Source organism: Pseudomonas maumuensis, assembly GCF_019139675.1.
GTDB classification, from domain to species: Bacteria; Pseudomonadota; Gammaproteobacteria; order Pseudomonadales; family Pseudomonadaceae; genus Aquipseudomonas; species Aquipseudomonas maumuensis.
Window position 1 is genome coordinate 1,164,432 of record NZ_CP077077.1, and the last position, 13,775, is coordinate 1,178,206.

At 63.6% G+C, this 13,775-nt stretch carries 10 protein-coding genes; 1 reads left to right on the forward strand and 9 read right to left on the reverse strand.

Features of this window, described 5'->3' with window-relative positions:
- Positions 1–11 precede the first annotated feature (11 nt).
- The 9 genes from KSS90_RS05450 to arcD (KSS90_RS05490) form a co-directional block, all read right to left on the reverse strand.
- Positions 12–1,388 (reverse strand): L-serine ammonia-lyase, encoded by a 1,377-nt coding sequence (locus tag KSS90_RS05450; protein ID WP_217868503.1) that lies wholly within the window; start codon positions 1,386–1,388, stop codon positions 12–14.
- 140 nt (positions 1,389–1,528) lie between these two features.
- The gene (gene gcvP / locus KSS90_RS05455) at positions 1,529–4,384 is read right to left on the reverse strand and encodes an aminomethyl-transferring glycine dehydrogenase (RefSeq protein ID WP_217868504.1); all 2,856 of its coding nucleotides are present in this window, start codon (positions 4,382–4,384) and stop codon (positions 1,529–1,531) included.
- Positions 4,385–4,393: 9 nt separating this feature from the next.
- Positions 4,394–4,777 (reverse strand): glycine cleavage system protein GcvH, encoded by a 384-nt coding sequence (gene gcvH / locus KSS90_RS05460; RefSeq protein ID WP_217868505.1) that lies wholly within the window; start codon positions 4,775–4,777, stop codon positions 4,394–4,396.
- Between the two features lie 280 nt (positions 4,778–5,057).
- Entirely contained in the window at positions 5,058–6,566 is a 1,509-nt protein-coding gene (gene gcsR, locus KSS90_RS05465; protein ID WP_217868506.1) for a transcriptional regulator GcsR, read from the reverse strand.
- A gap of 105 nt (positions 6,567–6,671) precedes the next feature.
- Entirely contained in the window at positions 6,672–7,040 is a 369-nt protein-coding gene (locus KSS90_RS05470) for a DUF5064 family protein (protein ID WP_031315061.1), read from the reverse strand.
- 56 nt (positions 7,041–7,096) lie between these two features.
- Positions 7,097–8,026: a carbamate kinase gene (gene arcC, locus KSS90_RS05475; RefSeq protein ID WP_217868507.1), complete on the reverse strand. Its 930-nt coding sequence runs from the start codon at positions 8,024–8,026 to the stop codon at positions 7,097–7,099.
- An 84-nt stretch (positions 8,027–8,110) separates the two neighbouring features.
- Entirely contained in the window at positions 8,111–9,121 is a 1,011-nt protein-coding gene (locus KSS90_RS05480; protein WP_046854307.1) for an ornithine carbamoyltransferase, read from the reverse strand.
- 68 nt (positions 9,122–9,189) lie between these two features.
- Positions 9,190–10,446: an arginine deiminase gene (gene arcA, locus KSS90_RS05485; protein ID WP_217868508.1), complete on the reverse strand. Its 1,257-nt coding sequence runs from the start codon at positions 10,444–10,446 to the stop codon at positions 9,190–9,192.
- A 32-nt stretch (positions 10,447–10,478) separates the two neighbouring features.
- Complete coding sequence (arcD, locus tag KSS90_RS05490; RefSeq protein WP_217868509.1) at positions 10,479–11,906, reverse strand: arginine-ornithine antiporter; 1,428 nt, start codon at positions 11,904–11,906, stop codon at positions 10,479–10,481.
- A 426-nt stretch (positions 11,907–12,332) separates the two neighbouring features.
- Between arcD (KSS90_RS05490) and arcD (KSS90_RS05495) the strand changes: the two genes are divergently transcribed.
- Positions 12,333–13,760 carry an arginine-ornithine antiporter gene (arcD, locus tag KSS90_RS05495; RefSeq protein WP_217868510.1) on the forward strand — a complete coding sequence of 476 codons (1,428 nt, stop codon included), beginning with the start codon at positions 12,333–12,335 and terminating at the stop codon, positions 13,758–13,760.
- Positions 13,761–13,775 lie beyond the last annotated feature (15 nt).

The window sequence follows — 13,775 nt, forward strand, 5'->3', positions numbered from 1 at the left end:
TTTTATTCGGGTCAACATTCGATGATGTTGACGGCCAGACCGCCGCGGGCGGTCTCCTTGTATTTGCTTTTCATGTCGGCGCCGGTCTGGCGCATGGTGCGGATGACCTTGTCTAGGGAAACGTAGTGCTGCCCGTCGCCGCGCAGGGCCATGCGCACCGCGTTGATCGCCTTCACCGAGCCCATGGCGTTGCGCTCGATGCAGGGCACCTGGACCAGCCCGCCAATGGGGTCGCAGGTCAGGCCCAGATTGTGTTCCATGCCGATCTCGGCGGCGTTCTCCACCTGTTGCGGGGTACCGCCCATCACTTCGCACAGGGCGCCTGCGGCCATGGAGCAGGCCACGCCGACCTCGCCCTGGCAGCCCACCTCGGCCCCGGAGATCGATGCGTTCTCCTTGTAGAGAATGCCGATCGCCGCGGCAGTGAGCAGGAAGCGCACTACCCCGTCCTCGTTGGCGCCGGGCACGAAGCGCATGTAGTAGTGCAGCACCGCCGGAACGATGCCGGCCGCGCCATTGGTCGGTGCCGTGACCACACGACCGCCATAGGCGTTCTCCTCGTTCACCGCCAGGGCGTAGAGGTTGACCCAGTCGAGCACCGACAGCGCATCGCGCAGGCTGGCTTCCGGGTGGCGGCTGAGCTGGCGGTACAGCGCCGGAGCCCGGCGCTTGACCTTCAGCCCGCCAGGCAGGATGCCTTCGTGCCGGCAACCGGCTTCGACGCAGTCCTGCATCACCTGCCAGATGCGCAGCAGGCCGGCACGGGTCTCGGCTTCGGGGCGCCAGGCGGCTTCGTTGGCCAGCATCACCTGGCTGAACGACAGGTGCTGCGCGGTGCAGTGGCCGAGCAGTTCCTTGCCGGTCTTGAAAGGGTAGGGCAGCACGGTGCTGTCCTCGACGATGCGGTCATGGCCCGCTGCGTCCTCATCAACCACGAAACCGCCGCCCACCGAGTAGTACTCGCGGCTACGGATCTGCAGGCCGGCGGCATCGAAGGCGCGGAAGATCATGCCGTTGGGGTGGTAGGCCAGCGGTTTGCGGATCATCGCCAGGTGCTGCTTTTCGACGAAGTCGATGTCGTGTTCGCCGAGCAGGCTGAGCCGACCGCTTTCACGGATGGCTTGCAGACGGGCGGGGATGGTTTCGGTATCGACGCTGTCCGGATGCTCGCCTTCCAGGCCAAGCAACACGGCCTTGTCGCTGCCGTGGCCCTTGCCGGTGGCGCCGAGCGAGCCGTACAGCTCGGCCTTGACCGTGGCCGTGCCGGCCAGCAGGCCATCACGGCGCAGCCCTTCGGCGAAGCGCGCGGCGGCGCGCATCGGCCCGACCGTGTGCGAGCTGGAGGGGCCGATGCCGATCTTGAACAGGTCGAAGACGCTCAAAGACATGCTGCTTCCTCCTGATGATGGCCAGTAAGCCCATTGGGGCTGCTACGCAGCCCATCGCCGGCAAACCGGCTCCCACAGATTAGCGCTGAACCTGTGGGAGCCGGCTTGCCGGCGATGGGACGCGCAGCGGCCCCATCCGATCAGACGTCCTGGTAGCTCTCGATCGACGGGCAGGCGCAGACCAGGTTGCGGTCGCCGAACACGTTGTCGACGCGACCGACCGGCGGCCAGTACTTGCCTTCCACCAGGCTCGGCAGCGGGTACACCGCCTGCTCGCGGCTGTAGCCGTGGGCCCATTCGCCGGCCAGCTCCGCCGCAGTGTGCGGGGCGTTCTTCAGCGGGTTGTCGTCCTTGTCCAGGCTGCCGTTCTCCACTGCGCGAATCTCTTCGCGGATCTGGATCATGGCGTTGCAGAAGCGATCCAGTTCCTCTTTCGACTCGCTTTCGGTCGGTTCGATCATCAGCGTGCCGGCCACCGGGAAGGACATGGTCGGGGCGTGGAAGCCGAAGTCGATCAGACGCTTGGCGACGTCGTCGACGCTGATGCCGCTGGTGTCCTTGAGCGGACGCAGGTCGAGGATGCATTCGTGCGCCACCAGGCCGTTGCCGCCGGTGTACAGCACAGGATAGTGCTCTTCCAGGCGACGGGCGATGTAGTTGGCGTTGAGGATCGCCATCTGCGAGGCGCGCTTGAGGCCAGCGCCACCCATCATGCGAATGTACATCCAGGTGATCGGCAGGATGCTGGCGCTGCCGAATGGCGCGGCGCATACCGCGCCCTGGGTGTTTTCCAGCTGGGCATGGCCCGGCAGGAATGGCGCCAGGTGCGATTTGACGCCGATCGGGCCGACGCCCGGACCGCCGCCGCCGTGGGGGATGCAGAAGGTCTTGTGCAGGTTCAGGTGCGAGACGTCGCCGCCGAACTTGCCCGGGGCGCACAGGCCGACCATGGCGTTCATGTTGGCGCCGTCGATGTACACCTGGCCGCCGTTGTCGTGGATGATCGCGCAGATCTCGCCGATGGCTTCCTCGAATACGCCGTGGGTGGACGGGTAGGTGATCATGATCGCCGCCAGGCGCTCGCGGTGCTCGATGGCCTTGGCGCGCAGGTCGTCGATATCGACGTTGCCGCGCGCGTCGCAGGCGGTCACCACCACGCGCATGCCGGCCATGTGCGCGGTGGCCGGGTTGGTGCCGTGGGCCGAGGACGGGATCAGGCAGATGTCACGGTGGCTGTCGCCACGACTGCGGTGGTAGGCGCGGATCGCCAGCAGGCCGGCGTACTCGCCCTGGGAGCCGGCGTTGGGCTGCAGCGACACGGCGTCATAGCCGGTGGCGGCGCAGAGCATGGCCTCCAGCTCAGTGGTCATCTGCAGGTAGCCCTGGCTTTGCGCGGCTGGGGCGAACGGGTGCAGGTTGCCGAACTCGGCCCAGGTCACTGGGATCATTTCGCTGGCGGCGTTGAGCTTCATGGTGCACGAGCCCAGCGGGATCATGGTGCGGTCCAGGGCCAGGTCCTTGTCGGCCAGGCGGCGCAGGTAGCGCATCAGCTCGGTTTCGCTGTGGTAGCGGTTGAACACCGGGTGCTCGAGGATGGCCGACTGGCGCAGCAGGCCGGCTGGCAGGCGCACGGCGACCGTGTTGGCCAGGGCGGCGAAGTCAGGGCAGGCCTGGCCGTCGGCGAACAGCTGCCACAGGGCCTCGACATCGGCCTGGGTGCTGGTTTCGTCCAGCGACAGGCCCAGCTGGGCGGCGTCGACCTGGCGCAGGTTGATGCCCTGGGCGCGGGCCTTGTCGTGCAGCGCGCCGGTGCTGTCACCGGTGGCCAGGGTCAGGGTGTCGAAGAAATCGCCGGTGACGACCTTGATTCCCAGCTTGGTCAGGCCGGTAGCGAGGATCGCGGTCAGCGCATGGGTGCGCTCGGCAATGCGCTTGAGGCCGGCTGGGCCGTGGTACACGGCGTACATGCTGGCGATGTTGGCCAGCAGCACCTGGGCGGTGCAGATGTTGCTGGTGGCCTTCTCGCGGCGGATGTGCTGCTCGCGGGTCTGCATGGCCAGGCGCAGGGCCGGTTTGCCGAAGCGGTCGATCGATACGCCGACCAGACGGCCAGGCATGTCACGCTTGAAGGCGTCGCGGGTGGCGAAGTAGGCCGCGTGCGGGCCACCGAAGCCCAGCGGCACGCCGAAGCGCTGGGCGCTGCCGATGGCCACGTCGGCGTCGAACTCGCCGGGTGGCGTCAGCAGCGTCAGTGCCAGCAGGTCGGCGGCCACGGCCACCAGGGCGCCTGCGCCGTGGAAGCGCTGCACCAGGTCGCGATAGTCGAACACGTCACCGTTGCTGGCCGGGTACTGCAGCAGGGCGCCAAAGAAGGCGCTGGCGTCGCCCAGTTCGCGCTCGTCGCCCACCACCACCTCGATGCCCAGCGGTTCGGCGCGGGTGCGCAGCACGTCGAGGGTTTGCGGGTGGCAATGCACGGAGGCGAAGAAGGCATGGCTGGCCTTGTTCTTCGACAGGCGTTTGCAGAAGGTCATCGCTTCGGCGGCGGCGGTGGCCTCGTCGAGCAGCGAGGCGTTGGCGATCGGCAGGCCAGTGAGGTCGCTGATCAGGGTCTGGAAGTTCAGCAGCGCTTCCAGGCGGCCCTGGGAAATCTCCGGTTGGTACGGGGTGTAGGCGGTGTACCAGGCCGGGTTCTCCAGCAGGTTGCGCAGGATCGGCGCCGGGGTGTGGGTGTTGTAGTAGCCCTGGCCGATGTAGCTCTTGAACAGCTGGTTCTTGCCGGCGATGGCTTTCAATGCGGCGAGGGCATCGGCCTCGCTCTGCCCTTCGTGGCTGCCGAGCACGCTGGTACCCTTGATGCTGTCGGGGATGACGGCGGCGGTCATCGCGTCCAGCGAGTCGAAGCCCAGGGTCGTGAGCATGGCCTGCTCGTCAGCGGCGCGTGGGCCGATGTGGCGGGCGATGAATTCGTTGGCGGTACCGAGGTTGATGGTCATGGTCATTCCTCAGGCGTCGTCGTTGGCTTTGAGCAGGCGGTCGTAGGCATCCTGGTCGAGCAGGGCATGCACTTCGCTCATGTCGGCAGGCTTGAAGCGGAAGAACCAGCCTTCGCCCAGTGGGTCTTCGTTGACCAGCTCAGGGCTGTCGTTGAGGTCTTCGTTGACCGCGACCACTTCACCGGTCAGTGGCATGTACACGCCGCTGGCGGCCTTGACCGACTCCACGGTGGAGGCTTCGGCGCCCTTGTCGTACTGCTGCAGCTCCGGCAGTTGCACATAGACCACATCACCCAAGGCGTTCTGGGCGTAGGCGGTGATGCCCACGGTGACGCTGCCATCGGCTTCGACGCGCAGCCATTCGTGATCTTCGGTGAAACGCAACTCGCTCATGGGAATTCCTCGGGAAGCAGGGGCGTTGGGCGCGGTAGGTTCCGCGCTCTTAAGGTTGGAATTCCCTTAGCAATAATGCGGCCAGATAATAAAAGTCCTTATTAATCAATTACTTAATTTTGCCCTGTAAGTTTTCTGACATTCGCCTGGAACGAAATCGATACAGATGGGCCGGGAATCAAAAGCGTTGCGGGATCAAACCCTTGCAAAGGCGCAGGCAAATGAGTGCGTATCGATATCGATACATCGTAGCGAAATCGCTACACGGGAGTTGCCTGATTCAACCTTTGGTTGGAATTCCATACTTGCGCAAGCGCTGGGCAATGGCCGTGTGCGAAGTCTGCAGACGCCCCGCCAGTTGCCGGGTCGAGGGGTAGCTGGCATACAGGCGCTGCAACAGTTCGCGCTCGAAATCCCCCACGGCCTGTTCCAGGCTCGCTACCTCGCCATCCTGTCCGCGGGCCACCGAGGTGCCGGCGATGTCCAGGTCGCCGATGTCCACTACATTGCTTTCGCAGATCGCCGCAGCGCGGAAAATCACGTTCTGCAACTGGCGCACGTTGCCCGGCCAGGGGTTGGCCAGCAGCGCCGGGTGGGTGGCGGGCGCCAGACGGCAGGGCGGGCGCTGGATCTGGGTGCAGGCCTGCTGCATGAAGTATTGCGCCAGGGACAGGATGTCCTGGCCGCGATCACGCAGTGGCGGCACCTGCAGGTTGAGCACGTTGAGGCGGTAGAACAGGTCTTCACGGAAGGTGCCTTCGCCGACCATGCGCTCGAGGTCGCGGTGGGTGGCGCTGATGATGCGCACATCCACCTTCACTTCGCGGTCGCCGCCGACGCGGCGGAAGCTGCCGTCGCTGAGGAAACGCAGGAGTTTGGCCTGCAGGTACGGCGACATCTCGCCGATCTCGTCGAGGAACACCGTACCCTGGTTGGCCAACTCCATCAGCCCGGGCTTGCCACCACGTTGCGCGCCGGTGAAAGCGCCCGGGGCGTAGCCGAACAGCTCGCTCTCGGCCAGGCTCTCGGGCAGTGCCGCGCAGTTGAGTGCCAGGAAAGGGGCTGCGTGGCGGCTGCTGATGGCGTGGCAGGCGCGGGCCACCAGTTCCTTGCCGGTGCCGGTTTCGCCATGCACCAGCAGCGGCGCGTCGAGAGCCGCCACGCGCAGGGCGCGGGCCTTGAGGGTGCGAATCGCCGGGGAATCGCCGAGCATGGCGTCGAAGCCTTCGGCGTGGTCGTGGTGCAGGGCCGACAGGCGCTCGCCCATGCGGTTCGGTGGGTACAGCGTCAGCAGGCCGCCGGCATGGGTGATCGGCGTGGCGTCGAGCAGCAGGCTCTGGCCGTTCAACTGCATTTCGCGCATGGGCAGGTGGAAATTGTTGTCCAGCAGGGCCTGCAGCAGGTCGGGGTCGCCGAACAGCTCGCCCACCGAGCGCCCGGCGGACTCACGCCCGCACAGGGCGATCAGCGCCGGGTTGGCCAGCAGCACCTTGCCTGCGCTGTCCACCGCCAGCACCGGGTCGCTCATGGCGGCGAGCAGGGCGTCGAGCTGCAGGTGCCGGCGTTGGCCGGGAAGGATGTCGACCACTTCCACCGATTGCACGCCGCGCACCTCGAACAGCGCGTCGTGCAACTCCTCGAGCACGGCGGGGCTCAGGGTCGGAGCATCGATGTAGACGTTCGGCGGGACCATCTCCACGGCATCGAGATTGAGGTTGCGGGCGCCGAGCAGGGCCAGGACTTCCTGGGTGATGCCGACGCGGTCGATGAAGCTGACGTGGATGCGCATGGGGAGATCGGGGCAGTGGCCAAGCGAGTGCGCCAGTATGCCTTGGGAAGGGCTCTAAACCCAATCGCGGGGCAAGCCCGCTGCCACGAAGCCCCGCGATTGCGCTCAGCCCAGATGCTCAGGCTTGATCGAATCGCCCGATTTCACATCGAGCTTCTGGCGAATGTCTTCGAACATGTAGTCGTAGAGCTTGTGCGGCGAACCGAGGCTCTCGAACTTCTTCGGCGCTGGCAGGTACGACTGGGCCTTGCGGCTCAACTGCATCAGAAAGCTGGGCAGCACCTGGTCCTTGGCCAGGAAGAACTTCTCATCGACGGCCTTGCCCTCGATGTGGCCATGCATGCGGAACTGGATGCCGCGGCCTTCGCTGGGATCCGACACGGCCTCGTAGTCGATGCACAGGTCGTAGCTGTGGTCGTTGGTGTTCAGCGCAGTGCGCTCGATATGCACGTGACCGGGTTGATACTGGGCCATGGCGAGGTCCTCCGGAAGGTTGAAAACGGCCGGTGCCAGGCACCGGCCAACTGCGTTCAACGGTAGCTGATTCCCGGCTTGGCGGTGGAAACGCGGGTACCGGCGGTGCCTTTGACGATGTCCTCGATGTTTTCCAGCGAGCTGATTACCGCGACCTTGCCGGTATTCCGGGCGAAATCGCAGGCGGCCTGCACCTTCGGCCCCATGGAGCCGGCGGCAAAGCCCAGCTTCTCGAGCTCGTCGGGGTGGGCCTGGGCGATGGCTTTTTGTGTCGGCTTGCCGAAATCGATGTACGCAGCGTCGACGTCGGTGGCGATGATCAGCAGGTCGGCATCCAGCTGTTCGGCCAGCAGCGCCGAGCACAGATCCTTGTCGATCACCGCCTCGATACCCTTGAGCTTGCGGTTTTCGTCGTACATGGTAGGGATGCCGCCGCCGCCGGCGCAGATCACGATGCTGCTTTTTTCCAGCAGCCATTTGATGGGGCGGATCTCGAAGATGCGCTTGGGTTTCGGGCTGGCCACCACCCGGCGGTACTTGTCGCCGTCGGGCTTGACCACCCAGCCTTTTTCCTTGGCCAGGCGCTCGGCTTCGTCCTTGGCGTACACGGGGCCAATGAACTTGGTCGGATCCTTGAACGCCGGGTCGTTGGCGTCCACTTCAACCTGGGTGAGCAGCGTGGCGAACGGCACCTCGAAGTCCAGCAGGTTGCCCAGTTCCTGTTCGATCATGTAGCCGATCATGCCTTCGGTTTCGGCACCGAGCACGTCCAGCGGATAGGCCTCATCAGGTTTGTACGACAGGCTTTGCAGCGACAGCAGGCCGACCTGCGGCCCGTTGCCGTGGGCAATGACCAGTTCGTTGCCGGGGTGGATCTTGGCGATCTGTTCGGTGGCGGTGCGGATATTGGCGCGCTGGTTGTCGGCGGTCATCGGCTCGCCGCGGCGCAGCAGGGCGTTGCCGCCCAATGCAACAACGATACGCATGGGGAATGTCCTTTGCGGATTTAGGGTGCGCCTCGTTCCTTTGTGGGAGCCGGCAAGCCGGCTCCCACAGAGTCAAGGCCGCTGTCAGAGATCAGCCAGGGTCGACACCAGAATCGCCTTGATCGTATGCATGCGGTTTTCCGCCTGCTCGAAGGCGATGCACGCCGGCGACTCGAACACGTCATCGGTCACTTCGATGCCGTTGGCCAGGTGCGGGTACTGTTCGGCGATCTGCTTGCCGACCTTGGTGTCGGAGTTGTGGAACGCCGGCAGGCAGTGCATGAACTTGGTGCGCGGGTTGCCGGTGGACTTCATCAGCTCCTTGTTCACCTGGTAAGGCAGCAGTTGCTGGATACGCTCGCCCCAGGCCTCGACCGGTTCACCCATCGATACCCACACGTCGGTGTGGACGAAGTCCACGCCCTTGACCGCGGCTTTCGGGTCTTCGGTGAGGGTGATGCGCGCGCCGCTTTCTTCTGCGTACTTCTTGCAACGCTCGACCAGGTCGTCATGCGGCCACAGGGCCTTGGGTGCGGCGATGCGCACGTCCATGCCGAGCTTGGCGCCGATCAGCAGCAGCGAGTTGCCCATGTTGTTGCGGGCATCGCCCAGGTAGGCGTAGCTGATGTCGTGCAGCGGCTTGTCGCTGTTCTCGCGCATGGTCAGCACGTCGGCGATCATCTGGGTCGGGTGGTACTCGTCGGTCAGGCCGTTGAACACCGGCACGCCGGCGAACTTGGCCAGTTCCTCGACGATCTCCTGCTTGAAGCCGCGATACTCGATGGCGTCGTACATGCGCCCGAGCACGCGGGCGGTGTCCTTCATGCTTTCCTTGTGGCCGATCTGCGAGGAATTGGGGTCGATGTAGGTGACGTTGGCGCCTTGGTCGTAGGCGGCGACTTCGAAGGCGCAGCGGGTGCGGGTCGAGGTCTTCTCGAAGATCAGCGCGATGTTGTTGCCCTTCAGGTGCTGCTGCTCGGTGCCGGTGTACTTGGCGCGCTTGAGGTCGCGGGACAGGTCCAGCAGGTAACGCAGCTCGCGGGTGGTGTGATGTTCGAGGCTGAGCAGGTTACGGTTGTGGATGTTGAACGCCATGATGATTCTCCTTGAGTTCGGTAATCCCCCGGCCGCCGCTGGGTGAGCACGGCCGGGGTGATGGACGTTTAGTAGTCGATAGGGTCGCGCACGATCGGGCAGGTCATGCAGTGACCGCCGCCGCGGCCCCGACCCAGTTCGCCGGCGCTGATGGTGATGACTTCGACCCCGGCCTTGCGCAGCAGGGTGTTGGTATAGGTGTTGCGGTCGTAGCCGATGACCACGCCGGGCTCCACGGCCACCACGTTGTTGCCGTCATCCCACTGTTCGCGCTCGGCGGCGAAGCTGTTGCCACCGGTCTCGACCACACGCAGCTGCTTGAGGTTGAGCGATTCGGCCACCACCTCGATGAACGATTTGTTCTCGCGACGCACGTCCATGCCGTAAGGCTTGCTGCTATCCGGACGGATCACGAACGGCACGATTTCCTTGACCACTTCGGGGAAGACGGTGACCAGGTCGCGGTCGCAGAAGCTGAACACGGTGTCCAGGTGCATGGCGGCACGGGATTTCGGCAGCCCGGCGACCACCACTTTCTCTACCGCACCCTTGGCGAACAGCGATTGCGCCAGTTGGCCGATCGCTTGGCGCGAGCTGCGCTCACCCATGCCGATCAGCACCACACCATTGCCGATTGGCATCACATCGCCACCTTCAAGGGTGGCCTTGCCATGGTCCTTGTCCGGGTCGCCGTACCAGACTTGAAAGTCGGCATTGGTGAACTCAGGGTGGAACTTGTAGATGGCGCTGGTCAGCAGTGTCTCTTGGCGTCGCGCCGGCCAGTACATCGGGTTGAGTGTGACGCCACCATAGATCCAGCAAGTGGTGTCACGGGTGAACTGGGTATTGGGCAGCGGATCGAGCAGGAAGCTGGAGTGGCCGAGGTAGTCGCGATACATCTTGATCACGCTCGCGCCTTCGCTGTCGGGCAGGTCTTCGCCTGCCACGCCGCCGATCAGGAACTCGGCCAGCTTGCGCGGCTCAAGGCTTTCGAGCCAGCTGCGCACTTCATTCTTCAGGCCGATGCCAACGGTGTCGTCGGTGATCTTGCGGTCGAGGATCCATTTCAGGGCTTCGGGATTCTGGATGGTTTCGGTCAGCAGGTTGTGCATTTCCAGTACTTCGATGCCGCGTTCACGCATTTTGGTGACGAAGTCGAAGTGGTCGCGCTTGGCCTGGTTGACCCAGATGACATCGTCGAACAGCAGCTCGTCGCAGTTGCTCGGGGTCAGCCGTTGGTGCGCCAGGCCCGGGCTGCAGACCATCACTTTGCGCAGCTTGCCAGCTTCAGAATGAACGCCGTATTTCTGTTTCTCAGTGGACATGGTGAATCCTCCTGTAATGCGAAGACATGGGTTCAGAGCGTCAGGAAGCCGTCATACAGGCCGTAGGCAGCCACCAGGGCGCCCGCGACCACGGCGGCGAAGATCAGTTTTTCCACGCTGGTGAAGATCGGTTGACCTACCTCGCGCTTGGCCTTGGCGAACAGGATCGCGCCGGGGGCATAGAGCAGCGCCGAGAGCAGCAGGTACTTGACGCCGCCGGCGTACAGCAGCCAGATCGCGTAGATCAAAGCGATGCCGCCGATGATCAGGTCTTTCTTGCGTTCGGCCAGGGCTTGTTCGTAGGTCTCGCTGCGCCAGGCGAGCAGGAAGGCATAGGCCGCCGACCACAGGTAAGGCACCAGGATCATCGAGGTGGCGAGATAGATCAGCGACAGGTAGGTGCTGTTGGAGAACAGCGTGATGACCAGGAATATCTGCACCATGGCGTTGGTCAGCCACAGCGCGTTGGCCGGCACATGGTTGGCGTTCTCGCGGCGCAGGAACTCCGGCATGGTGTGGTCCTTGGCGGCGGCGAACATGATCTCGGCGCACAGCAGCACCCATGACAGCAGGGCCCCCAGCAGCGAGATGATCAGGCCGACGCTGATCAGCACCGCGCCCCAGTGGCCCACCACATGCTCAAGCACGGCGGCCATCGACGGGTTCTGCAGCTTGGCCAGCTCGGGTTGGGTCATCACGCCCAGCGACAGCACGTTGACCAGCACCAGGAACAGCAGCACGGTGACGAAGCCGATGACCGTGGCCTTGCCGACGTCGGAGCGTTTTTCCGCACGAGAAGAGAAGATGCTCGCGCCCTCGATGCCGATGAACACCCACACGGTGACCAGCATCATGTTGCGCACCTGGTTCATCACGCTGCCCAGCTCCGGCGTACCCACGGCCCAGATATCCGCGGTGAATACATCGAGCTTGAAGGCGAACAGGCAGATCAGGGCGAACAGGGCTAGCGGAACGACCTTGGCCACGGTGGTGACCAGGTTGATGAACGCCGCTTCCTTGATGCCACGTAGCACCAGGAAGTGTACCGCCCATAGCAGGATCGACGCGCCGATTACCGCTGCCGGGGTGTTGCCCTCGCCGAAGATCGGGAAGAAATACCCCAAGGTGCTGAACAGCAGCACGAAGTAGCCGACGTTGCCCAACCAGGCACTGATCCAGTAGCCCCAGGCCGAAGAAAAGCCCATGTAGTCGCCGAAGCCGGCCTTGGCGTAGGCGTACACACCGCCGTCGAGGTCAGGTTTGCGGTTGGCCAGGGTCTGGAAGACGAAAGCGAGGGTGAGCATGCCCACCGCGGTGATGGCCCAGCCGATCAGCACGGCGCCGACACCGGCACTGGCGGCCATGTTTTGCGGCAACGAGAAGATCCCGCCGCCGATCATCGAACCCACTACAAGTGCAACAAGCGCACCCAGTTTTAGTTTTCCGGGAGAATCAGACATTTATCGACTCCGTACCAGGAGAAAGTTGACCTCAGAATAAATCTGACGCCTGGATCATTCGCTGACTTAGATCAGTTCATGCTCGCATCGAAGGTAAGAAAAATCCTTCTTGCGTCTCCTGGAGGATGCCTACAGCTTCTGCGCAGGCCTTGTGCGCTGGCACCTCCATGTTTTTGTGGAGCAAACGCTCCGTTTTGCCTGCGAACCATGAAGTTAGTCTCTTTTAGGGGTTTCGCAAATTTTTCACAGTAAATAGCGACGTATTTAGGTGAGGGGTGAGATACTTCGCAACTGTCACTTTTATCAGGTGCGCGCTATAGACATTTCGGTTATGAGTGCTATAGGTTTAATGGCTAGTTTCAATAAAAAACTTGTAACATTTATGTTGGTTAATACGTTCACGCGCCTGCGCGCACGAGGAGCCCCATGAGCGAACCGGGACAGAAGCTGCGCCTGGGCGCATTGATCGCGTTGGTGGTTGGCTCGATGATCGGCGGCGGAATCTTCTCGTTGCCGCAGAACATGGCGGCGCGGGCCGATGTCGGTGCCGTGCTGATCGGTTGGGGCATCACGGCGGTGGGCATGCTGGCGCTGGCCTTCGTGTTCCAGACGCTGGCCAACCGCAAGCCCGAGCTGGATTCCGGGGTATATGCCTATGCCAAGGCCGGTTTCGGCGACTACATGGGCTTTTCCTCGGCCTGGGGCTACTGGATCAGCGCCTGGTTGGGCAACGTCGGCTACTTCGTGCTGCTGTTCAGTACCCTCGGCTTCTACTTCCCGGTGTTCGGCCAGGGCAACACGCCGGTGGCCATCGGCTGTGCCTCGTTGCTGCTGTGGGCGGTGCATTTCCTGGTGTTGCGCGGGATCAAGGAAGCGGCGTTCATCAACCAGGTGACCACAGTGGCCAAGGTGGTGCCGTTGTTGATGTTCATCGTGATCGCCGCATTCGCCTTTCGTGCCGATATCTTTACCCGTGACATCTGGGGGTTGGGCAATCCGCAGTTCGGCAGCGTGCTGGAGCAGGTACGCAACATGATGCTGGTGACAGTGTTCGTGTTCATCGGCATCGAAGGGGCGAGCGTCTATTCGGGGCGAGCGCTGCACCGCTCGGACGTGGGCAAGGCCACGGTGATCGGCTTTCTTGGCGTGTTGGCCCTGCTGGTACTGGTCAATGTGTTGTCGTTGGGGGTTATGACCCAGCCGGAACTGGCGGGGCTGCAGAACCCATCTTTGGCATCAGTGCTGGAGCATATCGTCGGGCCCTGGGGCGCATTGCTGATCAGCATCGGCCTGGCGGTGTCGCTGATCGGGGCGTTGCTGTCGTGGGCGCTGCTGTGTGCCGAGATTCTCTTCGCCACTGCTCGCGACAAGACCATGCCGCGCTTCCTGGCGCGGGAGAATGCCAACCAGGTGCCGGCTAACGCGCTGTGGCTGACCAATGTGATGATCCAGGGCTTCCTGCTGATCACCCTGTTTTCGGCGGGTACCTACACCAGCCTGATCTACCTGGCGTCGTCGATGATTCTGGTGCCGTACTTCTGGTCGGCAGCTTATGCGGTGTTGCTGACCGTACGTGGCGAGAGCTACCAGGGGCAGGCGGGGCTGCGGCGCAAGGACATGCTGGTCGCAGTGATCGCGCTGTTATATGCGGTGTGGTTGCTGTATGCCGGTGGGCTCAAATACATCCTGCTGTCGGCGTTGCTCTATGCGCCAGGGGTGATCCTGTTCGCCCGGGCCAAGCGCGAGCAGGGGCAGGTGCTGTTCACCACGTGGGAGAAGCTGATCTTCGCGGCGGTGCTGGTGGGCGCCGGGTTGGCGGCGTACGCCTTGTTCTCGGGGTTGCTTAGCCTCTGACTGCTCATGCCGGGC

Excerpts from the sequence above, each read along its gene's own strand:
- KSS90_RS05450 (WP_217868503.1), bottom strand. The coding sequence starts at position 1,388 with ATGTCTTTGAGCGTCTTCGACCTGTTCAAGATCGGCATCGGCCCCTCC.
- gcvP (WP_217868504.1), bottom strand. The coding sequence starts at position 4,384 with ATGACCATCAACCTCGGTACCGCCAACGAATTCATCGCCCGCCACATC.
- gcvH (WP_217868505.1), bottom strand. The coding sequence starts at position 4,777 with ATGAGCGAGTTGCGTTTCACCGAAGATCACGAATGGCTGCGCGTCGAA.
- gcsR (WP_217868506.1), bottom strand. The coding sequence starts at position 6,566 with ATGCGCATCCACGTCAGCTTCATCGACCGCGTCGGCATCACCCAGGAA.
- KSS90_RS05470 (WP_031315061.1), bottom strand. The coding sequence starts at position 7,040 with ATGGCCCAGTATCAACCCGGTCACGTGCATATCGAGCGCACTGCGCTG.
- arcC (WP_217868507.1), bottom strand. The coding sequence starts at position 8,026 with ATGCGTATCGTTGTTGCATTGGGCGGCAACGCCCTGCTGCGCCGCGGC.
- KSS90_RS05480 (WP_046854307.1), bottom strand. The coding sequence starts at position 9,121 with ATGGCGTTCAACATCCACAACCGTAACCTGCTCAGCCTCGAACATCAC.
- arcA (WP_217868508.1), bottom strand. The coding sequence starts at position 10,446 with ATGTCCACTGAGAAACAGAAATACGGCGTTCATTCTGAAGCTGGCAAG.
- arcD (WP_217868509.1), bottom strand. The coding sequence starts at position 11,906 with ATGTCTGATTCTCCCGGAAAACTAAAACTGGGTGCGCTTGTTGCACTT.
- arcD (WP_217868510.1), top strand. The coding sequence starts at position 12,333 with ATGAGCGAACCGGGACAGAAGCTGCGCCTGGGCGCATTGATCGCGTTG.